Raw genomic sequence first — 24,270 nt, forward strand, 5'->3', positions numbered from 1 at the left:
GTTATTTTTTATTGAAGCCCCAAAACCAGTTTTCATATTTTGTGTAAGAAAAAGCGGGCATCGGTTTTTCTTCAAAACTAGCCGAAACCAGCTGTATCATTTCTCCACTTATCGTTTTTTTTATTTCGATTATGGTTTTTTCGGCTGTTTTTTGAAACTGATAATCAACCTTTCCGCGTTTGTTGGAACGGATGGTAAATTTATCCATATCGGTTACCAAAGTAAGTTTGCCTCCCTTTAAGCTGGTTATTTTTATATTTTGCGTGCGCCCATCCTGCATATCGGCACTAACCAAAAATGCGCCCTCTGCAAGCAATTGTTTAAACGATATATTTTGCCAGTTTTTTGGGATTGCCGGGAAAACCCTGATTTTCTTACCCCAGCTTTGCAAAAGCATTTCCTGTATGGAAGTGGCGGCGGCCAAAGGTGTTTCGATAACCGGGCCAGATTCGCGGTAAAGCGTGTTTTCCTGCACAAAACGATCCAGCAATTCGTTTAACCACTGATAGGCCATATCGCCATTGCCTGTACTTGCATAAATAGAAGCTGCTCCTGTAAACGAAAAACCAGCCAATGCACTTTTGTAGGAAAGCCAGTTTTTTAACGACTGGCTAATCAGCGCCCTGTTTTCGGGCTGATCCCAGTTAATGAGATTATAAGGATAAATCATCAGCAAGTGTGAATAATGCCGGTGCGAACTGTTTAGGGGTACATCTTTACCAATTAAAAACCCACTTTCACCAATAGGGAAAGGCGTAAGATTTTTTAAAATCGTTTTCCATTTGCCGGCATCCGCATCATTTAACTCTTGCTCATCGTTTACCTTAATCAGTGTTTGCAGTGCCCAGCTTAAACTGGCCAAAGTATAATTGGCATCTTCGGCATTTTTATATTCGGGCGAATGCGACATGGGAAAATGATAAATCCCCTGATCGTCTGGCTTAAGCTGGTGAATTAAAAAATTCGCCGATCGCTTTAACAAAGGAAATATTTTGGTCTTAAGCGTTTGTTCGTCGCCGCTGTAAGCATAATATTGGTAGTAATAATAAAGCAACCAGGTAAGATTGGCTGGTTCAAAAGTTCCTTTGCTGATTTCGGCCTCACTGATGGGGCTTACCAAGCCAAAGGCCGAGCTCCTACCAATGGCTGCAGCATCATTACGCCATTTTTCGGGCACATTGTTAATCAGGTTTTGCCGGTTACGGTTTAATGATTTAAAGAGCGATTCACCCAGCTCGAGGTGATTGGCAGTAAAAATTGGCGAATAAGTGAGCTGTGCATTCAAGTTCCACCAAATAGCTGGCCATGGCGTGGCGGTAGTCCAGGGCCCCATTAAATCGGCAACAGGTTTATCGGCCCGGGTTACTGAAGCCAGTTTGTAGAGCTGTATCCAATAAAAGTTTTCCATCCGCTTATCGGGCAAGGCAATAAAACTTTTCTGGTAATACTGGTGCCACCAGTTGCGGTGTGCTACGTTGCTTTGTTTATCCTGCTCAAATTTTTGCAGGTAAGCAGTAGCTTCTTTATTTTCATCAGCAGTGCCTTCGCCATCATAGCCTACACTTACCAATAACTGTTGCCTATAACTATTGTTTAATATTTTATATGCCGTAGTATAACCGCCGTTATTAAGTAAAGGCTGGTTACAAAGCGTGTAACCATTTGCTGTACTCATTTTTACAGGAGGATTTTCGGGATAGTTTACCGGCTTATCGGTTGGGTAGCTCTGAAAATACCGCGGGCTAATGCTCTTTCCGGGATGCCATTTCCAACCCCTTACCTGCTCTTGCGCAGTACCTTTTGCTGTAATACTAATTACATTCTGGGTTGCGGCAACAAAAGCGGTAAAGCTTATTGTGCCCTGCGTGGTAAAAACTGTTCCACTGGACGTTGCATTGTAAATATCAAGTTCTATTTTGGCACCTGTTATTTTTCCTGCGGTTTTAAGGGTAAAATAACCAATAGGCAAGCGCCCCTGGGTATACAATTTACCTACATTGGGTAAAAGTTTTTCGCGGTGATCTACCACATCTGTGCGTCCGATATCAAAACGGATTAAACTGTCGTTTTCCTGATAGATGTTGGTTCCAAGCAAACCGTTTCCGAGAATAATCCCACTATAGTAATCTTTGCCGAGCTGATCCCACTTTAAATTTTGCTTCGCCATAAATACCGGCCAGTTTACTTCGCCGGCAGGCACCTGCGCTGCACACCACAATGGAATGTAAAAAAACAGCCACAGGAAAAAGCTGCAATGAATTAAACGGTTATATTTTAATGATGAGTTTTGCTGCATTTCAGGTTAAATGTTATGATGTTTGGCCAGGTAGGTAAAAAAGCCACCAAGCAAAGGCAAGGTGGCCCAACTAACACAAACTAACCAAATTTGTTGGGGATAAAGCCCCATACGTTTTTTATTTTTTACCAGCCTGCATTCTGTATCAGGGCAGTATTTTTAGCTATTTCAGAAGCCAAAATCGGGAACAAACCATAATGTGCAGGGAAGTGATGCTCACGCACATCTACATATTCATAGTTGTAAACATTTCCGGTTTTGGTAATTTTAACGCCTCTAATTGGTTTCTCAAAATCAACCGCAGCGGTTTTCCACCTTCTGGCATCCCACATGCGGTGCTCTTCCATAAACAGCTCTACACCGCGTTCGGTCTGAATCAGCAAACGCATTTCATCTTGCGTTGCATTGGCTTTAATACCATAATTTCCATCGGCACCTGGTGTAATACCTGCACGTTCCCTGATTTTTCTTAATGCATCATAAACCTCGGCTGTTGGGCCGCTGTATTCGTTTAATGCTTCGGCATAGTTCAATAAAATTTCGCCATACCTGATCAGGCCCCAGCATCTTTCACCATTTCCGGTAGAGTTTTCCAACAAATATTTACGGGGGAAATATCCGGCATTAAAAGCCAGTGGCCCGCTCACGGCATCGGTAGTACCCGATCCTACATAAGTATATACAGGCGCATTGTTGTTTCCGCTTAATATCCATGGAGCACCGTTATAAATTACCGAATTGGCGAAACGCGGATCACGGCTAACATAAGGATTGGCAGGATCGTAGCCCGAACCAGCTTCGGTTATGGCTTTTCCATTGGCCATCGGGAACCGATCAACCATTTGCTGGCTTACCGTGAAGGCATAACCTCCTGATCTGCTTTGTGGCAGTAAAAAGCTTTCGAACTCGCGTTGTGCGCCACGCATGGCTGCAAACAAGTACTCGCTGTTTACACGCATCTGAAAAACCTTATAAAAGCCATAACCAGGTCTGTTGGTTGGGCCATTATCTACATAAAGCGAGTAGTTTCCGGTATTTATAATATCCAGTGCAGCATCAGCGGCCTTTTTCCAGCGCTCTTTGTCGTAACTCGCATAACCGGTTAAATCGTGTACCTCGCCTGATGTAGCATATTGCCCCCCATTAAATAGCGGACTTGCTGCATACAATAGCACACGTGATTTTAAGCCCATGCAGGCACCCTGGGTAATGCGGCCGTAATTTTGCGGCAGAATAGTTAAACTGGTTGGCAAATCGGCCTTGGCTGCATCGCACTCGGCAACAATGTAGTTTACACATTCCTGATAGGTTGATCTTTTGAGCGTAAAATCTTCAGTAATATCATACACTTTATCGCCCAGTAATGGTACGCCACCAAATGCCCTGATTAATAGGAAGTAATACCAGGCACGTAAATAACGGGCCTCAGCTATCATCCCCTTTTTGGTTGCTGCACTAAGCGGAGCACCACCAATATTTTGTAAAAGTACATTTACCCTTCTGATATTTTGGTAAGGTACCGACCACATGTCTCTAAAATCAGTGTTGGTAGTGCTTTTGGAAATTAAACCAAAGGCAATAATTACACCTGAGTTCTGCGTACCGTTGTAACGGCCTGTAACCCCCTCATCGGAAGCTCCCGCATGCCCGCCGGCATCAAGGTACTGGATATCGTATTGAAAACCTACCTGCTGATAAATCCGGGTTAAAAAGGCCTGGGTATTGATACTATCGGCAAAGGTGGTTTCTTCGTTTAAAACAGTTGAAGAGCTTTCATCGAGTAAACCACCTTTTTTACAGGAATAGGTTATAACCATGATGGCAAATAAGGCTATGATTGAAATTTTCTTTTTCATAATCATTTTTAATTAAAATGTAACATTTAAACCCAGGTTATAAATGCGCTGCGTAGGGTACACACTAATTACAGTAGTGGTACTGTTTCCATTTTCAGGGTCAACCTGATACAAATCGGTTACGTTTGTCCAGGTAAGCAGGTTATTACCATTGGCATAAACCCTGATTCCTGATACACGCAGTTTTTTGGCAAATGAATTGGGAAACATATAACTGATCTCGGCAGTTTTTAAGCGCACATAATAGTTGTTTCTGGTCCAGAAATCAGAGAAGTTATTGGATACGTTTGGAAAATTGGTTACTGCGTTCCCCCCCAACCTTGGGAACGTAGCTGTAGCAGCCGTTTCGGGTGTCCATCTGTTTAAGTGTATCGGTTGGTAATTAGAGTTTCCGGGCACAATGGTTTCGGAGTGGAAACGGGTACTGTAACCATACGATCCCTGAAAGAATACGTTCAGGTAAAAGTTTTTATAACCGAAATTAAAGTTGGCGCCATAGGTGGTATTTGGCAGGTTTGGTTTGCCAATTATTCCCTTATCACTGTCATCGATAATACCATCACCATTTAAATCCTGGTATTTCATATCCCCGGGGCCTACTGCAGTAGTTGGTTTTGCCACTTTCGGATCAGCAATTTCTGCTGCAGTATAAAAACCTAAAAAGTGCCAGCCAAAGTACTGGCCAATTGGGCTACCTGTTGCCGCTAACCAGGGGTATGCCGGCTGGGCCTCATCCTGATAAAGGATTTTGTTTTTGGCATAAGAGAAAGTTAACCTTACACCTGCAGAGAAATTGTTTATTTTTTCATTATAGCTTATCTCTCCATCAAAGCCCCTGTTGTTTACCTTACCCAGGTTAACAGGTGGCAAACCTACTCCAATAGTAAGCGGGACACTTTGTCTGGTAGTTAAAATATCGTACCTGTCGTTGTTAAAATAATCGGCGGTAATTTTAAATTTTCCATTAAACATATTTAAATCCATACCAATATCCAGTTTCTTTTCTTTCTCCCAGGTTACATCTAAATTACCCAGGTTGCCTTCGGTAATTCCATTATACGAGGTACTTGTTGTACCAAAATTGTAAGCACCTGAAGCCTGTGTATAAAGCTGTACATATTTTTTAGCACCGCCGATATCATCTGATCCAACCATACCGTAAGATGCCCTGAATTTTAACAGATCTACAAATTTGATGTTATCAGAGAAAAACTTTTCTTCCGAAATATTCCAGCCTATTGATGCTGCCGGAAACCAGCCTTTGGTTTTAGACCCTGTAAATCGGTCGGTACCATTATAAGCGGCATTGAACTCGAGCAAATACTTGTTTTTAAAATCATAACCCACCCTAAAAGTTGTTCCGGTAATTACCGTTGGTACCCCGGGGCCTTGATTGCTATCGCCGGTAGTGGTTGAATTAATTACCCTGTTATCGTTATATAATACCAAACCATAAGCGTGGTGGTTACCAAAATTGCGATCGTAGTTTAATGAGGATTGTGTATTTATAGTACGATAAATAGTACCGTTACCATATGTTGTTGAAAATGGCGGTGTACGGTATTGTGTGGCATTAAGTGGCAAATATAGTCCGGTGGCAGAATTATACAAATAATATGGTAAAGCTGTTCTGCTTGAATTTACACTAGAGCTTTGAGCACTTGCGTAAGATAATAATACCTTGGCGGTTAAGCCATTGGTAAGAAAATCGAGTTTCTGGCTTGCACTCGCAACGATGTTTAAATCATTATCGAAAGTTCTGCTATAGCCCGATTCTGCCAGGCGGCCAATAATACTGGTGTTTGCATTGGTTAACAAAGGATTGTATGGATATGAACCATTTGGATTGGTAACCGGGAAAGCCCATGGCGGTAAGTAACCACCACTGTAGATTTCGCCCACAATACCGTTACCGTTGGCATAATAAGCATTACCCTGTCCTGAATTGAAAGGCTGGTTGGTTTCGCCAAAACGGCCTGTCAAATCTAATCGGATACTTAATGTTTTGGTAGCCTGAATATCTAAATTAGACCTGAAGTTATAGCGTTTATAATAATAATTACTTTTTACACCATTGTCTGCACCAAAATCGCGGACATTACCATTCTGCCACAAATAACCCGCAGAAACAAAATACTTTACACTCTCGGTTCCACCCTGAAAATCTAAATTCTGACGGGTAATTAAAGCACCTGGTTTAAAAATGGTTTTCCACCAGTCGATATCCGGGTGACCATAAGGATCGGTATGATCGCGGTAAGCAGCCAGATCGGCATCACTTGCATACAATTTGTTGTTGGTATCGCCCGAATTTCTAAGCGCCTCGTTATTTAATAATTTTGCTTGGTACGAATTTAAAAATTCGGGGGTATTCACATCCATCTGGTAACCGGCTTCTGATTTTAAATTGATGCGTGGTTTACCGGCCACCCCTCTTTTGGTGGTAATTACCAATACCCCGTTAGCCCCTTTAATACCATAAACTGCAGTAGTAGAAGCATCTTTTAAAATGGAAACTGTTTCTACTTCATTTGGATCAATATCTGAAACCTGGTTGTAATCGTACTCTACATCATCTACAATAATTAACGGAGAAGTACTACCGGCGTAAGTACTCACCCCACGAATAAAGAAAGCGGCACCATCTGCACCTGGCTGGCCACTCCGCTGCTGTGAGGTAAAACCGGGCAACCTACCTGCAAGGGTATTCTGTATACTGGCACTAGGGTTTTGTTTAATCTCTACTGCAGAAATAGAGCTGATAGCACCCGTATTGGTAATTTTCTTCTGCTTGCCAAAGCCCACAACCACTACTGCATCCAAATCCTTTGCATCTGTTTTTAAGGTAATGGTTACAACGGTTTTACCGGCTACATTCACTTCCTGGTTCAAGTAACCTATAGATTTCACAATAAGCACTTTACTACTACCTTTTAACGTAAACTGAAACTTACCTTCGGCGTCGGTCACCGCCCCATTGTTTGGCAATCCTTTTTCTACAATCGTAGCGCCGGGTATCGGTCCCGAATTATCTACAACCGTACCTTTTATAACCGTTTGCGCCAAAGAAATGCCGGGTAAGAGGATAAAAAGGGTTAATAATTTATATAATATTTTTTGCATAACTTGTATGGTTATCATTTAACAATCTGTAAAATCCCGAATTACCAACCCGGATTCTGTGTTAAGTTCCTGTTTTTATTTACTTCACTTGCTGCAATCGGATAGCGGTACATTTTAGTTGCATCGAAAGTTACATTCAGCGCATCGGTTCGGGTATAGGAGAAGGTGCCGTTTGCATTTTTAATAATCTGCATGCCATGCAGGGTACTGTTCAATACAGTTTCTGCAATTTTCCATCGGCGTATATCCCAGAAACGTTGCTCTTCGAAAGCCATTTCTACCCTGCGTTCATGCCTGATGGCCTCACGCATCTCTGCCTGCGTCATGGTGGTTTTTAAACCATGCTGGTAACCTGCTGTGGTACCGATCGGAATACCAGCTCTTAAGCGCAATGCTTTTAACTGGTTAAAAGCTTCGGTACGATTTACCGCATTATCGGCTGCCTCATTCATGGCCTCGGCATAGTTGAGTAAAACTTCTGCGTACCTGAAAATCGGGAAGTTGTGTGTTTGATTGCTATAAACTGTTGCCGTAACAAAAGTCTCGTTCATAAATTTGCGCATGTAGTAACCGGTACGCGTTTGTACGTTTACGGTACTGCCGGGTTTATCCAAACCGCCATCATAAGTTTGAACTGACCGGTTTAGCCATTTGGCATTGTTATGCAGAATAGTAAGGGCAAAACGTGGATCGCGGCCAGTATAAGGATCTGCCGGATTATAACCAGATGCCGGATCGGTAATGGCACGGCCATTGCTCATATCGAAAGCATCAACAAGCTCTTGCGTAGGACTTGTATAGCCCGAACCTGACGCATTGTTAGCGGTGTAACCTATTGGAGCGTTTCTGGTTTCGACATCAAAATTTACCGCTCTCTGGTAAGCCAAAATAATTTCGCTGTTTTTACGGGTATTAAACACGGTAGTGTAAGCCGATGCCAATGAAAATACGTTCAGGTTCATTACATCTTTGGCAGCCTGCGCAGCAGCTGCCCATTTGGCCAAATCGTTGTTTGGATTATTTAATGGACTAGCATCGTACAATAATGCCCTGGCTTTTAGTGCCAATGCAACACCTTGCGTAACCCGGCCAAAGTCTTCGTCTGATGCCAGTGTATTATCTGGCCTGGCAATGGTTTTTAAGGCCTCGCACTCATCCAGCAAATATTTAAGGCATTCTGTGTAAGTATTTCTTGGCATTTCAATATTATCATCAATTCCCAACACACGGTCGCCCATAAGTGGTACCCCACCATAACGTTTAATGAGCTCAAAGTAGGCTATTGCCCTCAATATCCTTGCCTCAGCTTTCCAGTATGCTTTCAAACCTTTTTGGTTTAACGGAACTACATCAATATTGGCCAAAAATACATTGGCTTTGCGAATGGTCTTGTAATTGTTATCCCAGGAGTTATCGACTGGAGTAACTGCCGAAATCCGGCCATTTACAAAATATTCAATTGTACTCGATGGCGATGAACTAATGGCATCATCAGATGCAGCATCTAAAACATCGTTACCAATGCGGTTATAACCATTTGGCAGGTACGAATAAATATCAGCCAGAAAGGCTTTGGCCTGTACCCCCAGCGAATCTGTTTTATCAAAAGTATAGCTTAGATCAGCAGTGGTTGGTTCTGTTTCGTACATTGGTTTTTTACATGCCGAAAAACCAATAATGATAACGGCTAATGTGCCAACGATTTCTTTTATCTTAATTTTCATATCACCCGCATTAAAATTTAACATTCAAACCAGCATTAACCACTCTTTGCAGTGGATAACCGCTTCCATAAACTTCAGGATCTACCCGATCGTATGCAGAAAGGGTGAAGGCATTTACTGCATTTACAAAAAAGCGTACAGAAGCTAATTTTAGCTTACCGGTTACCACTTTCGGTAACGTGTAGCCCAGTTCCACATTTTTTAATCTCACATAACTGCCATCGTGCAACCAGTATGATGAAGTAGCCTCATTATTTGGATTAGCGCCAATGGTTAAACGTGGTTGAGTGGCTGTAGCAGCAGTAGCTGGTGTCCAACGGCCAAGATTCTGTTCAAATGCTTGTCCTAAACCATTGTTTTGGAAAGCCCATTCAGTACTGCCCGAAACGTACACATAGCGGTTCTGAACGCCTTGCAGGAGTGCAGAAAAATCAAATCCTTTGTAACTGAAGCCCAGGTTAAGACCATAAAACCAAATCGGATTATTATTTTTAAGTGCTCTTACATCCAGCTCATTAATAATCCCGTCGTTATTTAAATCCTGGTATTTAATATCTCCGGGAACCGGTGTATAACCCTGTATTTTTGCACTTGAGTTAATCTCGGCCTGATTTTGGAATAAACCTGTTGCCACATAGCCAAAAGTCTGGTCTTCTCTTTGTCCGGTACGTTCCATCCACGAATATGGCCTGCTAATTTCATCCTGATACTCGATAATTTTTTGCAGCGAGAAAACATTTGGTGCAATGTAGTAGTTAAAATTACCCACATGGTTGCTGTATTTCAGATCGAATTCTACCCCGGAATAACGGCTAACCCCTATATTTTCTGCAGGATAGGTAGTACCCAGTAAGGCCGAACTTCTTCCCCTGGTTTGCACCAGATCAAAGTTTTTATTGTTGAAATAATCGGCAGCAACTGATAATTTATTATTAAACAAACTGGCATCAATGCCCACATTGTATTGATTTGCTTTTTCCCAGGTAATATGCGGGTTGGCCAATGTGCCTTCGGCAACACCGGTTATAGCCGTTGGCGTTGGTGCGCCATAATTATAGGTATTGCCTGTTACATAGTACTGGTTATAGGCAAAATAACCAGGGTTAGCGTTGCCGGTATAAGCATAATTTGCCCTGATTTTAAGCGCATTTAACCATTGGATATCTTTTAAAAAGTCTTCTTTAGCCATGTTCCATCCTAAGCCAAAACCATAAAAGAAACCATAGCGTTGGCCTTCTACGTACCGGTTTACCCCACTGTAGCTTAAAGCCGCTTCGGCCAGGTATTTTTCTTTATAGTTATAATTTATCCTGCCCGATAAGTTATTGTTGATTAATACAACCTGATTACCTTGTATGCTTTGCGAGTTGTATTTTAACAAGGCACTAATTCCATGATTGCCGTAGGTTTTATCAAGTCCGGCAGAAAAATCGACAAATAAATTTCGGCTCTGGCCGGTGTTGGTTGTTAAATTAACCTGCTGGCCATCTACCCCAAACTTTTGATATACATCAGGGTTGGTACTGGCCAGCTTATATACCGCGTACTGTTTGGTGCGGATAATGTTTTCGGATACACTATGGTTAAAACTGGCCAAAGCTTTTAACCACAAACCTTTGGTAACATTATCGAGTGTTTTCTTTAACGATATATCAGCAGAAATGTCTCGACTACTGTTGTAAAAATAACCCGAGCGCGTAGTTGCTCCCCACAAGTTGGTCTGATAATCGGAAGTACCGGCCAGCGAACCGTTAGGATTAAAAACAGGATAAGCATTATTTGGAATCGAAGCCAGTTGTGAAAAAACGTTATTACTACCAAAATTGGATAAAGTGGTACCTGTAGTAAAAATTGCTGTACTTGCACTAACTCCACCCGGTTGGTTACCATTCTGGATACGGCCAAACAGGTTTAAGTTTAATAAAGTTGTCGGCGTGATATCGATATCGATATTAGTACGTACCAGATAGCGTTTGTAATCGGTATTGGTACTGTAGGTATTTCTTTCGTCGTCCTGCTTTAAAATACCGCTTTGGTTCAGGTAATCTACATCCAGAAAATATCGGGTAGCATTACCGCCACCATAAGTATTCAGGTTGTAACGGCTAAAAGTTGTATTGGGTTTTAAGACGGTGCTGTACCAATCTACATCAGGGTGAAATATAGGATCAGAACCTGTTGCCCAGGCATTTAAATCAGCTGCAGTATAGCGGGGTGCTTTACCATCGTTGGCCAATGCTTCATTGTAAAGCGTTGCGTAATCAAAAGCACCCAGTGGTTTCGGCAATTTAATGGCCGATTGCAGACCTGCCTGTGCCGTAAGCGAAATGCGTTGCTTGCCTACCTCTCCTTTACGGGTATTAATCATAATTACACCGTTCGAAGCCTGTTGCCCAAGCATTACTGTAGATAAACCATCTTTTAAAATGGTAACCGATTCTATTTCCTCCGGATCGATTGAAGGATAATCTCTCGGGATACCGTTTACCAGGACCAATGGTGCATTCCCCCTTACGGTAATACTGGTTCCGTCGGCTCCTGGCCTGCCATTACTTTGTAAAGTGTATAATCCGGCTAACCTTCCGGATAAAGCATTGTTAATTCCCGCTACCGGAACTTTAATCAGATCGGTATTGTATACTGTAGAAGTAGATTGCAGGTTAGTTACCGTGCTTTGCTCGCCATACAATACCGGTGTAGCAGCCTGGCGTTTCTGGCTCTCGCTAAGTGATACATTTAACAAAGCCTCTTTTACCTCAACCTCTTTTACCAGGTAACCATTGAGTGTAAATGTTAAAATATCGCCTTCAACAGCACTTATTTTATACTTACCATCCTTATTTGTTGTAACACTATTACCGGTTTCTTTAATGGTAACGCTAACGCCAAAAAGCGGGTTGCCAAAGTTATCAGAAACTGTTCCGGTAACCTCCAACCGGTGGCCCTTGTTTTTGCCTGCTACATGCCTTTCGACTCGTATGGTATTGGCATAGGCCAAAGCCGGACATGCCGCATATACGGTTAACGAAAAAAGCATTAATTGCTTTAAGTAAGTTTTCCTCATATTTTGTTTTGGTTTAGTTACTGGTGCGTGTCCGGAGTAATGTGTTTGCCCTTCCGGGTGCACGCTTTTGGTTATCGTCTATTTGGTTATTATCATGCCTTTTACCGGGGGTAAATGCATAGGGTCAAATCTATCCAGAAGCCCCAAAACAAAAGGGGTAAAATCCTAAACAAATGGGGGTAAAATTCTAAAAATATAGCTAAAAGGCTAGCTAACGCAATGCTGTGAGCAGATAAAGTGTTAAAATTGCCGGTGCTAAGCCAATTTGATTTTAATAATAAAAATAGAGTTGTACATTTAATAACATTAAGCTAACCATCCCTGTATTTTGTGAACATGAAAGCCCTGCTCTTCTTTATATTTACACTCTTCGCTATAGCAGGCAAAGCACAAGACCAATACGCTTTTAAACACCTGAACGTAGAGAGCGGACTTTCGCAAAGCTCGGTACTCTCAATTGCCCAGGATGCCCGGGGTTTTCTCTGGTTCGGTACACGTTTTGGACTCAACAAATACGATTCGCAAACGTTTAAAATCTACAGCAGCGAAAAAGGCAATAAAAAAAGCCTGAGTTCTACTTCCTATCTCTCTTCAATAGTATCACTTAAAAATGGATCGCTGTTAATTGGCACCCAAAACGGGCTGAATAAATACAATGAAAAGGACGATAATTTTGACCGTTATCAGCACGATGATAAAGATGCAGGCAGTTTAAGCAACAATATTGTATTTTGCATTTATCAGGACAAAAAAAACAGGGTTTGGGTAGGTACGGAAAATGGACTAAATTTACTAACCGACACTACCCGATATCGCTTTAAGCGTTTTTTATACCAAAACAAACAACGTTTACAAGTTTATACCATTACCGAAGATCACAATGGTACCCTGTGGTTAAGTACAGACAATGGCTTAATGAATATGCGCTTTAGCGGAAACCGGGTTATTTACAAACATTTTAAGGCCTATAGCGACGAGCTCGCTAAAGCCATCGATAACCACATTACCACAATGGTTGAAGATCGCGAAAACAACCTTTGGATTGGCACTAAACAAAGCGGTATAAGTAAGCTCGACCTAAGCACCGAAAACATTACCAATTATAAATATTCGAGCCTTAACCCACAGGGTATCAGCAGCAATAACGTGCGTAAAATTATGCTCGATCAGGAGGGCAAACTGTGGATTGGTACCTTACACGGCATCAACATCTATAATCCGGCAAACCAAAGTTTCAGCACTTTACAAAATGAGCCCGAAAATCCATCCAGTTTAAGTCAGAATTCGGTTTACGATATTTTTCAGGATCGTCAGGGTATTATCTGGGTTGGTACTTATTATGGCGCTATCAATATGGTTTATCCTAATTATACGCCTTTTAAGGTTTATCGCAGCACTGCCACATCAAACGGCCTCAGCAGCAATGTAGTGAGCTCAATCATGGAAGATCAGCACCAAAACCTGTGGATTGCTACTGAAGGTGAAGGCATTAATTATTACGATAGGAAAAGCAATACTTTTACCCGCTACAAAAACAACCCCAATAACCCCGCAAGCCTAAGCGCCAATCTGGTAAAATCGGTTATCCGAGATAAAAACAATAAAGTCTGGATCGGCACACATTATGGCGGGCTAAACCTTTTTAACCCCGAAACCAAAAGTTTTGTACGCTATACCAAGCATAAAAACGACACTTCTTCATTAAGCAACGATGAAATTACGGTTGTTTTTGAAGATAGTTTCGGGAGGTTCTGGGTAGGAACCAACGGCGGTTTAAATAGTTTTAATACACAAACGGGTAAATTTATCCGTAACCGGGTAAATGGCCGTGCCGATGCTGTACTTTACATTTTCGAAGACAGCAAGCGAACACTGTGGGTAGCTACCAACTCGGGGCTTTATCAGTTAAAAAGCGGTGCAACTAAATTTGTAATCCGCGTAGCTGGCAATCCCGAAATTTTAAGGTATAACGAAATCAGCTGCATCACCGAAAATAAAGCCGGTTCTCTGCTTATTGGCACCACCAGGAATGGATTATTTCAACTAAACCCCGAAAAGCACCAATATAGGCGGCTAAGCTTACTGGATGGACTTCCAAGTAACACCATTATGGGGATACTTGAAGATGATTTTCAAAACCTGTGGATTACTACCGATAAAGGCCTGTGTAAGTATAACCCGGCATTACATACCTTTAAGGTTTATAACATTAAAGATGGTTTGCCTGGTAATGAATTTAATTACAAATCGTTTTTAAAAGACAGTAAAGGTCAGTTTTTCTTTGGTAGCCTGAGTGGTATGATCAGTTTCTACCCCAACCAGATCAGAGAAAACAAAACTACTCCACCTGTAATTTTTACGGGCTTAAAACTCTTTAACAAACCTGTGGCGCTAAACAGCGGAGATGGCCTGCTGAAACAGAATATCAGCACCTTACAGGCCATTACTTTTGAATCCGATCAGAATGTTTTTTCAGTTGATTTTACTGTCCTTAATTTCATTAAATCGAATAAAAGCCATTATGCATATAAACTCAATGGTTTCGAAAAAAACTGGAACTATGTAGATGTACCTTCGGCTACCTATACCAATCTTTCGCCGGGTCAATATACCCTGATGGTTAAAGGCACCAACAACGATGGCGTTTGGACCAACACCATAAGCACGCTCGATATTACCGTATTACCACCATTTTACCGTACCTGGTGGGCTTATTTGTTTTATTTGGCAGCCTTTATTGCCATATCGTTTGTATTTATTCGCTATTTGCTGATTAAGGCCGTACTGAAAAAAGAAAAGGAAATTAACGAGCATAAGCTCGAGTTTTTCACCAATATCTCGCACGAAATACGCACGCCTTTAACGCTGATTGTAGGCCCATTGGATAAACTGATCGAAAATGCCAAAGACGATCCATCATTAAACCGCGAGCTGCAGCCCATTAAAAACAATGCTTACCGCTTAATGAACCTGGTAACCGAGCTCCTCGATTTCAGAAAAGCAGAAAGCGGAAAAATGACCCTGCACATTAGCCCCGGAGATATTGTAAAATTCTGCCGGGAGATATTCCTGGCTTTTCAGAATATTGCCATTGCCAAAAGCATCGATTACCGTTTTGAAACCGTGCAGCCCGATATTAAACTTTATTTTGATAAAGTTCAACTGGAGAAAGTGTTATTTAACCTGCTTTCCAATGCTTTTAAATTTACGCCAGATAAAGGTAAAATCAGTTTAAAAATCAGTCAGGAAAATAACCGGGTACAAATTATGGTGAGCGATAATGGCAAAGGGATTGCGCTTGCCGATCAGGCTGGTTTATTTACCAATTTTTACCAGGCTAACCCAACAACCAGCATTGGCACAGGTTTAGGTTTATCCTTATCTAAAAGCATTGTAGAGCTGCATCATGGCGAAATTACTTTCGAAAGTATGGCTCAGAGCGAAAATCGACATGGTGCTACCTGTTTTACCGTAAATTTAAAAACCGGCAAAGCACATTTTAAGCCAGCCGATTTTGTAAAAGATTATGTGTATTATGATGATGCTACCAACTACGAACTCCCGGGTACTGCCGAAGCTCAGATTCAGGAAGCAGAAACTGTAGTATCTGCCGGCCCTAAAAAATATAGTATTTTACTGGTAGAGGATAACGAAGACGTAAGGGCATTTATTAAAAATGCGCTGGGCAATACTTACACCATTTACGAAAGCGAAAACGGAGCTACAGGCCTGGCACTGGCGCAGGAAGTGATTCCCGATTTAATTATCAGCGATGTAATGATGCCTGTTATGGATGGCCTGGAATTGTGCCGCAAGCTTAAAACCGACGAAAGAACCAGTCATATCCCCGTGGTATTGCTCACAGCCCGTTCGGCTTATGTACACCAGATTAATGGTTTTGAGCAGGGTGCCGATGCTTACATCATGAAGCCCTTCAACCTCAAAATTCTCGAACTGAATGTACAAAACCTGCTTAGCGCACGCGAAACCATCAGGCAGAAATTTGCGCAGGTGGTAAGGCTCGAACCTAAAAACCTGGTAATTAATACCACCGAGCAAAATTTCCTGAACAAAATTATCGCAGTTATTGAAGATCGGATTGCCGATTCTGAATTTGATGTGCCTACCCTATCATCGCAAATTGGCATGAGCCAGCCGGTACTGTACAAAAAAATAAGGGCATTGACTGATCTTTCGGTTAACGATTTTATTAAATCGATACGCATTAAAAGAGCTGCACAGCTATTGAAACAAGGTGCAGGTAATATTTCAGAAATTGCTTATTCGGTAGGTTTTAACGATCGTAAATACTTTAGTTCGGAGTTTAAAAAACATTTTGGCAAAACGCCGAGTGAGTTTATAAACGAAGATTAAAATAAGGCAATACAATGGCCAACATCATTGTTTTTAACGCAAATTGTTTATCTCCCGATCAAAATAATTATTCAAAACCCGCTGGTAAACCCGGTTTGCAAGGGGGGCAAGTAGCCTGCCTTTTTCAAACAAGGCCATTATTTCGGCTTCTGTGATCTGGTAATTGTTTTCATAGCGTACTGCCAGGTAGGCTTCATCGAGTAAGTACAACAGGTAAATATCTGTTTCGTTGCCCGGTTTAAAGAGTGTGGCCAGGCCTTGTACATAGGGCTTAATATAATTTTGGTGTACTTGTACACGGTGTGTCTTTTTTTCGGCACCCATAACCAAAAGCTCGATGGCACGGTAGCCCAAATCAAAGAACTGATGCAACATAAAGGCACAGTGCGGTAGGTTTTGCCTTTTTAAATAGAATTTTGCCCCTGCTAAAAAATCATTGGCTTTATTTAATTCTGTAGTGTAAGTACATTTAACCTGTTGTGCAAGTAAGTTACCATCTATATTCCCGTGGTTAAAAAGATCAGTAGAGCGGTTAAAGAGGCAGTTTTGAGGTTTACACAGCTGATTGAAAAATAAACTGCCGTTTTGCAAAGCCTGTTTAACCTCGTGCTCATGAAAAAGCCTGTAGCTAAATTTCTGCTGGTTACTAAACACAATATTAAGTACCGGGACCAGTTCGTTTAAAATACGCACCTGCTTATTGGGTACCACAATAAGCAATTCATTAAGTACCTTTTCGGCAAAAATTTCGGTATAGCAAAAAATATAAGCTGTCTGTACCACAGCACATATACCTTTTATCAGCGCAGCTAAATCTGCATCATTTGCTATTGCTACATGTATATTTTTACGGCTCATGGTTATTTATTCGTCGGGTATGGTAAGTAATGCAGGCGAAAATGGCTGGGTAATCATCAGGAAAAACGCTTCGGTAAGCATCAATAAGGTTTCGTATTGTTCAAAAAGAAATTCCTTATCCATCAGTTTAATGCTGTTTTGGGTACTGAAAGCAGCATACAACCATTCTAGTAGTCCTAAACGCAGACGTTTAATTTTTTCGGGCACAAAAAAGAGCTCAATAAAACGGTATGGATTATTTACATAGCGCACAGGCAGTGTATTTATTTCGTATTGGCCGGCATGGTAATGGCCATCTGTAATGCGGTTTGCTTTATTGGAGCTCAGCATTGTGGTTAATGTATTGCCATTGATGTCGTAAAAAAGTTTACGGGTAGCAATCAGGTAGCCGGCATAAAGCAATTGGGTAAACTGGTTATACAGAAAAAAATAATCTGCAGCGTTACGTACCCTATCCTCTTTACCCAGTGCAGCCTTGTACCAGTTTTTAAGGTAAGTTTTATGGCCAGCCAAATCATCGAGATTAAAAAAAGACTCTACTACTCCAAAGGGATTGGCTTCGAGCATTTCAGTTAAACATAAAGGCGAAGTATTTTCAAATACAGCTAAATCATAATGATAATCAATACTTCGGCTACTGTTTTTACTAATTACCCTTTCGTGGATTAACCAGCAGGCCTCGAGCATTTTTTTTGTGTTTTGGTAAACCGGATAAGTGTACTCGTTCCAATCTTCATCCGTATTGCCTGCCAGTGCTGCCTGCAGCCAGTCTTTATAATTTAACTGATAATGCGCAGCATCATAAAAGAAAAATATAGCCACAAAAGCCTGCCTTGGTTTTGTCATTTCGTTTTTAAGCAGGTGTTTGGCTTGATATTGAATCAAAACCATTTCCTTTTTTAGTTCTGCAGCGTCCATTTGTATGGCTTCGAAGAAAACAAAATCTTGCTTAAAACCTTTAAAAACAGTTTCAGCACCATTTAAAAGCTTAAGCAATTGCTCGTAAAAATTGAAAAGTGCTGCAGGCTCGTTTTTTTGAATCAAAGCTTCATCAACTGAAATGGGGTTTACCCAGTTATCTAAAAAATCGATCCGGTCTGCAATGGTGTAATCGCGAAAAAAATCTGCTATGGCCGCTAAAAAAGACCGGCTCTCGTTTCCAAAATTTGCTGAGCTTTCCATAATTGTTCTTTTTAATTTATATATTAGCTTTACTAACAAATTTAGCAAATAAAAATAAGTAAAACTCATATAAATACAAAAAACTTATTAACATTTTATCCTATGAATGAAAATCAGCGCTTAAAAACTTTAATTGATTTATTGGGATTTAAGAACCAAAAAGATTTTGCGCTGGCACTGAATATCCAGCCAGGTTCTTTATCAGATATTTTAAGGGAAAGGATAAATGTATCCAATGCTGTTAAAGATAGGTTAAACTTAAAATTCAATGTAAATTTAGCCTGGCTGGAAGATGGTATTGGCGAACCTGTTTTAAAAAAAACGCCCATTGTAACTCCTAGCAAAGAAGGTGTGCCTTATTTTAACCTCAGTTTAGAAGATACCGATAAATTTATTGTAGAAGAAGAACAGGCAGAATACCTGGTAAATTACCGGCCTTTTAACGATTGTACAGCCTATTTACCGGTATATGGCGATAGCATGTACCCAAAATATGCTTCGGGCGAAATTATAGCCGTAAAAGAAATTACCAATTACGATATTTTACAATGGGGCGAAGCTTATATGGTAATGACCGATGAGGAAAGCAACAGCCTGCGCACCATTAAACTGATTTTCGAACATTCCGATTCGGCTAAAATAATTCTGCGCTCATCAAACCCTAATTTTAAAGGCGATACCATCATTAACAAAAAGAACATTCAAACCTTGTATATTATTAAAGGTAAAATTACGCGTAATGCGATTTAAACAACATTAAAAGAAAAAGCGGGCTGATCAGTTCAATCAGCCCGCTTTCTTTTATCTAACCCGTTTAGTAACCCGGATTCTGGTACATTTTCACCGGATCGAGTTTTACCTCATCAAAAGGAATCGGGTAGAAACGATCTTTTGTGGTTACATTGGCCAGCTTGGCTATGCCGTAGGAGGCTTGTGGCTTGGCTTTTAAATAAGTAACCAATTCGGTGGCAGTAAAGTATCTGATCAAATCGAACCATCTTTGGTGCTCAAAAGCCAGTTCTACCCTGCGCTCGTGCAAAATAGCCAGTTTTAGCGTCGGGAATTTTGCGGCATAAGTAGCATCGGTTTTAGCCACAGCATAAAGTGGCATTGCAGCCCTCGCCCTTACCATATCCAGATACTGAATGGCAACTGCATCGTTACCCTGCAACATATTTACTTCGGCAAGCATTAAAATTACATCGGCATAGCGCATTAAAATACAATCGTTACCGCCGTAGCCGTTTTTAGTAGCTGCATCGCTCGCGTCGCGAAATTTGGTAATAAACCAATCTTTAACCGTGGCATCGTTGGCATACTTGATTGAAAAATCTTTTCTCAAATCGGCAGTTTCATATTCATTAACCAAATCAAGCTTAAGGTTGCCGCCTATACCAGTTGATGCTTTTTGCGAATTGATGGTTTCGCCTTTTGCCTGGTTGTTGGCTGCAATGCTCGAGCTGTAGTTAATATCGCCCTGTTTGTACACAATTTGAAAAAGCAATTCTTTACAGGTTGTTTTTTTGGTAACATCGAATACCTGGCTATATGGAATTTCGCTAAGGTTACCAAAAGTACGCATGTTGTAAGCGGCCAACAGGTAGGTGTTTGCATTAGTCAGGTTTTCAGCCTTATTATTTGGCAAAGTAGCCGCCATAGTTAAATACACTTTACCCAGGTAAGCATTAAGCGCTGCTTTAGAAACACGTCCAATGCCCGATTCGGGTTGAAAGTTAGGCAGGCTACTGTTTAAACCATCTTTTAAATCGGCCACAATCTGGTTGTATACATCAGCCTCAGGCACGCGGAAAGTACTGGCTTTTACCTCATCAATGGTATTTAATTGTTTGGTTACCAGAGGAACAGCTCCCCACTTTCTAACCAGCTCGAAATACATAATTGCACGGATAAATTTAGCCTCGGCGCTGTAGTTTTGCTTGTTTGCCTCATTGGTAAAAGTAACCTTATCGATATTAGAAAGGATTACATTGGCCCTGGTAATAGATTGATAAAGCGCCAGCCAATGCGATTTCAGGTACGAATTACTTGGTAAAAGAGAGAAATCGTTAAACTGGAACGGCTCGCCGGCGTTACTCTGATTATCATTTCTTCCGGTATCATCTGATCGTTCGTCGGTAAATAAACCACTGTTCTCGCCCATGGTGTTACTGCTCCTTAACGATTGGTACGCGCCATTAACAGCGAGCAATACATCGTTTTCGGTTTTGAAATAATTTTCAACCGTAACTGCATTTGGATTGGTTTGCGCTAAAAAGTCTTTTTTGCAGCTGCTTAAACATACTGCAACGCTTAAAGCCGAAACTAAAATATATTTTTTCATTTTCTTAAATTCTAAAAAGTAAGTTTAACACCCAGATTATAAGCCCTGGCCAATGGATAGTTACCATAATCAACCCCAGGTGTTAAGTTAGAACCACCACTGTAATCTACCTCCGGGTTATAACCTTTGTAATCGGTTATGGTAAAGGCATTATCAACACTTGCATAAATGCGGATGTTAGTTACTTTAATGGCATTAGCAAGCGATTTCGGGAAAGAATAGCCCAGTGTAATGTTGGTACATCTGAAATAAGAGCCATCCTGAATGTAAAATGACGATAAACGGGTAGAGTTACTTTGTGTACCTGCACGCGAAGGGCGGTAGTTTAGGCCGCTGCCCGGATTGGCTTCGTTACGGTAACGGTCTGCTACATCTACATACTGGTTGCCCGAACCTTCAAAATTGTACAGGTAATAATCTTGTCCATCTAACACCTGGTTACCATACGAGCCATTAAATGATGCCCTTAAATCGAATGTTTTATACGAAGTATTCAAAGCAAAACCATAGGTAAATTTAGGATACGGTGTACCAATAACCGTTTTATCTGCATCGTTCACAACTCCGTTTCCATCGGTATCCTGGAAATACAAATCGCCAATTTTTGCCGGATTGGTTGAAGCTGCTGAAGGTGCAACTTTACCTAAATTATCGGCAGTAATGCGACCCAATACTTTAAAGCCATAAAACATACCTACAGGCTGCCCCTCTTGTGTAATGTGTGTTAAATACGAACGCTCGGCACCATTGGTTAAAATGGTACTGGCTCCACCCATATTTAATACTTTGTTGCGGTTAACAGCAATGTTTCCGCTTAAACCTAAGGTAAAATCCTGGTTTTGAATAATGCGGCCATCAATTTGTACATCGAAACCTTTGTTTCTGATTTTACTATCGGCCAGGTTGGTTAAGATAGAAGAAGTACCCGAAACCGCCGAAATTGGCTGGTTAAACAACAAATTGTAAGAATAACTTAAGTAGTAATTGGCAATAATGTTTAAACGGTTATTAAACAAACCGATATCGGTACCAAAGTTATACTGAGAAGTAGACTCCCAACCCAATTTAGGATCCTGGATGGCATTTGGCCAGATAGCTGTAGAAATAGCATTACCGAACACCACACCACCCGGTGCACTCATTTCTTGTGCTGTTCTGTAGTTAGGGATGTTGTTGTTACCGCTTAAGCCCCAGCTTGCCCTTAATTTTACGGTAGAACGCTCGCCTAAGAAACCATTATAAAAATCTTCGTCAGAAAGGTTCCAGCCTGCAGCAACAGAAGGAAAATTACCATATTTGTTTAGCGGACCAAACCTCGAAGAACCATCGCGACGGAATGAACCGGTTAAGAAATATTTACCGGCATAGTTATAACTGAAACGACCAAAATAAGATAGTAAAGTATTGGCAGTTTTAGAAGCTGCATCTAAAGCAAAGAAACTTGGATCGGCACCTTTATCGGTGATCTCTCCAATATTATCGTTCTGGAAACCCTTTGCCGATACTTTAATCAAATCGCTGGTTGTTTTCTGTGCAGAATATCCGGCCAATACATCCAGTTTATGTTTACCAAAGGTTTTATTGTAGTTTAAGGTAAACTCAGCCAGCTGATCGATCTGTTTTAAATTTTGTGCAACAGCAGTAGCCGCAGCAATCGATTCGTTAGAATATGGCCTGTTATTACCGTTACTCAAACTGGTTGGCAAATAGTAATCATATTTTTCACTGTATGTTTGGGTACCTAAGTTTGCTTTAAAATCAAGGCCTTCTATAATTTTGTAAGTGGCATTGGCATTATAAGTACTCCTGTCGCCTCTTCTTGCAATTTTTAACTGCTCTACTGTAGCCAACGGATTTTCAGGGTTTTGGATTCCGTATTGCGAAGCCAGGGCCCCCATTCCAAACTGAATCGGATTACCGTTTGCATCTCTCGCAGGCAGGTAAGGCAAATAAATCAGCGCCGACATCATCGGACTTAAGTTATAACGGCCTTCCTGTACCTCGCGGTTATTGTTCTGGGTATAAGAAATGTTGGCGCCCACACGTAAACGCTCACTCACGTTTCCATCTATATTGCCCCTGAAATTGATTACCTTTTGGTTGGTGTTGGTTACAATACCATCGTTATCCTGGTAACCGCCACTTAAAAAGTATTTTACGTCTTTATTACCTCCGCTAAATGAAAGGTTGTGGCGTTGAAAGGCTGCATTGCGGTACAGTTCATCCTGCCAATCGGTATTGTAAGCCGCAGGAATAGCCTGTTGTGTGCTAAAATTATACAAATCAGCAGGGATACTTACACTGCTTCCATTACCTACGTTTGCAATCCGTGTAGCATTATTATCGCTATACATAGCATCGTTCCAGGTTTTACCGGCATTTACCCATAAATCTTTGTAGGCATTATTACGTCCGTCTATCAATAATTGTATAAACTGATTGGCGTCAAGCAGCTTTACCTTTTTGGCCAGCTGAGAAATACCACCCTGCACATCATATTCAAAATGGCCTTTACCGTCTTTACCTCTTTTCGTGGTAATTAACACTACCCCACCAGATGCCCGTGAACCGTAAATGGCAGCAGAAGCCGCATCCTTTAAAATGTCGATAGTTTCGATATCCTCAGGATTAATGGCTACGTTATTACCTGCCGGATAACCATCAATAACATATAAAGGATCGGAACTGGCATTGATAGAACCAATACCCCTTACCCTGATTTTGGTACCTGAGTAAGGTGCACCGCTGGTTTGCGATACCTGCACACCGGCAACCTTACCCACTAATGCCTGCCCTACTGTTGGTGAGGTTAAGTTTAGTTCGCTGGCTTTAACGCTGCTAATGGCTCCGGTAACATCCGATTTTCTGATCTTTTGGTAACCAATTGCTACCACCTCGTTTAAGGTGTTGCTGCTTTCTTTAAGTTTAATATTAATGGTTTTGTTGCCTGATACGATAACTTCCTGCGTATCGAAACCAACAAAAGAAAAAACCAGTGTAGCGCCATTATTCGCCTCTATCGAGAATTTTCCGTTACCATCGGTAGAAGTTGTTTTTTTGGTTTGTTTATCGTAAACGCTAACGCCCGGAAGCGGTTGTCCCTTCTCGTCGGTTACAGTTCCGTTAATGGTAGCAAAACGGTTGTTAAGCTCGGTAGCCGGAACTAATTTGCTATTGCCTGAGGCCATGGCGGCTGGACTGCATGCAGCGAGCAAACCAACAGGCAAAAGCAATTTCCTGCAGGCACTTTTCATGCTTGCGGTGAAAAAAAATGATGTCATCTTTTTGTGCTTAGTAATAAATTTTTAAATAGTATTGGGGTTTGTGTTTTTGTTTGGCAGATATGTAGATCATGCATTTACATAGGCTTATCCTTAAAGGTTAACAACTTGTTTCCTGAGCGTTCTACGGCGACAAAAGTAGAGGTGTATTTTTAACACTATGTATCCGTT

Annotated in this window: 11 protein-coding genes; 2 read left to right on the plus strand and 9 right to left on the minus strand. The window is 41.2% G+C overall.

Features of this window, described 5'->3' with window-relative positions; genetic code table 11:
* Window position 1 precedes the first annotated feature (1 nt).
* The 5 genes from BLR37_RS21055 to BLR37_RS21075 all read right to left on the minus strand — a co-directional run bounded on the left by BLR37_RS21055 (window position 2) and on the right by BLR37_RS21075 (window position 12,063).
* Window positions 2-2,296, minus strand: a complete 2,295-nt coding sequence (locus BLR37_RS21055; RefSeq protein ID WP_090772076.1) for a glycosyl hydrolase family 95 catalytic domain-containing protein — start codon at window positions 2,294-2,296, stop codon at window positions 2-4.
* Between the two features lie 125 nt (window positions 2,297-2,421).
* Window positions 2,422-4,152 carry a RagB/SusD family nutrient uptake outer membrane protein gene (locus BLR37_RS21060; protein ID WP_167356658.1) on the minus strand — a complete coding sequence of 577 codons (1,731 nt, stop codon included), beginning with the start codon at window positions 4,150-4,152 and terminating at the stop codon, window positions 2,422-2,424.
* 12 nt (window positions 4,153-4,164) lie between these two features.
* Window positions 4,165-7,275, minus strand: coding sequence for a SusC/RagA family TonB-linked outer membrane protein (locus BLR37_RS21065; protein WP_090772080.1), 3,111 nt, complete (start codon window positions 7,273-7,275; stop codon window positions 4,165-4,167).
* Between the two features lie 41 nt (window positions 7,276-7,316).
* Window positions 7,317-8,999 (minus strand): RagB/SusD family nutrient uptake outer membrane protein, encoded by a 1,683-nt coding sequence (locus tag BLR37_RS21070; protein ID WP_167356659.1) that lies wholly within the window; start codon window positions 8,997-8,999, stop codon window positions 7,317-7,319.
* 10 nt (window positions 9,000-9,009) lie between these two features.
* Window positions 9,010-12,063: a SusC/RagA family TonB-linked outer membrane protein gene (locus BLR37_RS21075; protein ID WP_090772084.1), complete on the minus strand. Its 3,054-nt coding sequence runs from the start codon at window positions 12,061-12,063 to the stop codon at window positions 9,010-9,012.
* Window positions 12,064-12,399: 336 nt separating this feature from the next.
* Between BLR37_RS21075 and BLR37_RS21080 the strand changes: the two genes are divergently transcribed.
* Window positions 12,400-16,437: a hybrid sensor histidine kinase/response regulator transcription factor gene (locus tag BLR37_RS21080; RefSeq protein ID WP_090772086.1), complete on the plus strand. Its 4,038-nt coding sequence runs from the start codon at window positions 12,400-12,402 to the stop codon at window positions 16,435-16,437.
* 33 nt (window positions 16,438-16,470) lie between these two features.
* Here the strand turns inward: BLR37_RS21080 and BLR37_RS21085 are convergent, their stop codons facing one another.
* Together BLR37_RS21085 and BLR37_RS21090 are read right to left on the minus strand one after the other, a co-directional pair.
* Complete coding sequence (locus BLR37_RS21085) at window positions 16,471-17,295, minus strand: HEPN domain-containing protein (protein ID WP_090772088.1); 825 nt, start codon at window positions 17,293-17,295, stop codon at window positions 16,471-16,473.
* Window positions 17,296-17,301: 6 nt separating this feature from the next.
* A complete protein-coding gene (locus BLR37_RS21090; protein WP_143009638.1) occupies window positions 17,302-18,477 on the minus strand; it encodes a hypothetical protein in 1,176 nt (391 codons plus the stop codon).
* Window positions 18,478-18,579: 102 nt separating this feature from the next.
* On the opposite strand from BLR37_RS21090, the gene BLR37_RS21095 reads away from it, so the two are divergent.
* The gene (locus tag BLR37_RS21095; protein WP_090772092.1) at window positions 18,580-19,227 is read left to right on the plus strand and encodes a LexA family transcriptional regulator; all 648 of its coding nucleotides are present in this window, start codon (window positions 18,580-18,582) and stop codon (window positions 19,225-19,227) included.
* A gap of 64 nt (window positions 19,228-19,291) precedes the next feature.
* Here BLR37_RS21095 and BLR37_RS21100 read toward each other — a convergent pair whose 3' ends face one another.
* Window positions 19,292-20,818: a RagB/SusD family nutrient uptake outer membrane protein gene (locus tag BLR37_RS21100; RefSeq protein ID WP_090772094.1), complete on the minus strand. Its 1,527-nt coding sequence runs from the start codon at window positions 20,816-20,818 to the stop codon at window positions 19,292-19,294.
* Window positions 20,819-20,829: 11 nt separating this feature from the next.
* Entirely contained in the window at window positions 20,830-24,099 is a 3,270-nt protein-coding gene (locus BLR37_RS21105) for a SusC/RagA family TonB-linked outer membrane protein (RefSeq protein WP_090772096.1), read from the minus strand.
* Window positions 24,100-24,270: the final 171 nt, after the last annotated feature.

The sequence above is a fragment of the Pedobacter soli genome (genome assembly GCF_900101435.1).
In the GTDB taxonomy this organism is placed as follows: domain Bacteria; phylum Bacteroidota; class Bacteroidia; order Sphingobacteriales; family Sphingobacteriaceae; genus Pedobacter; species Pedobacter soli.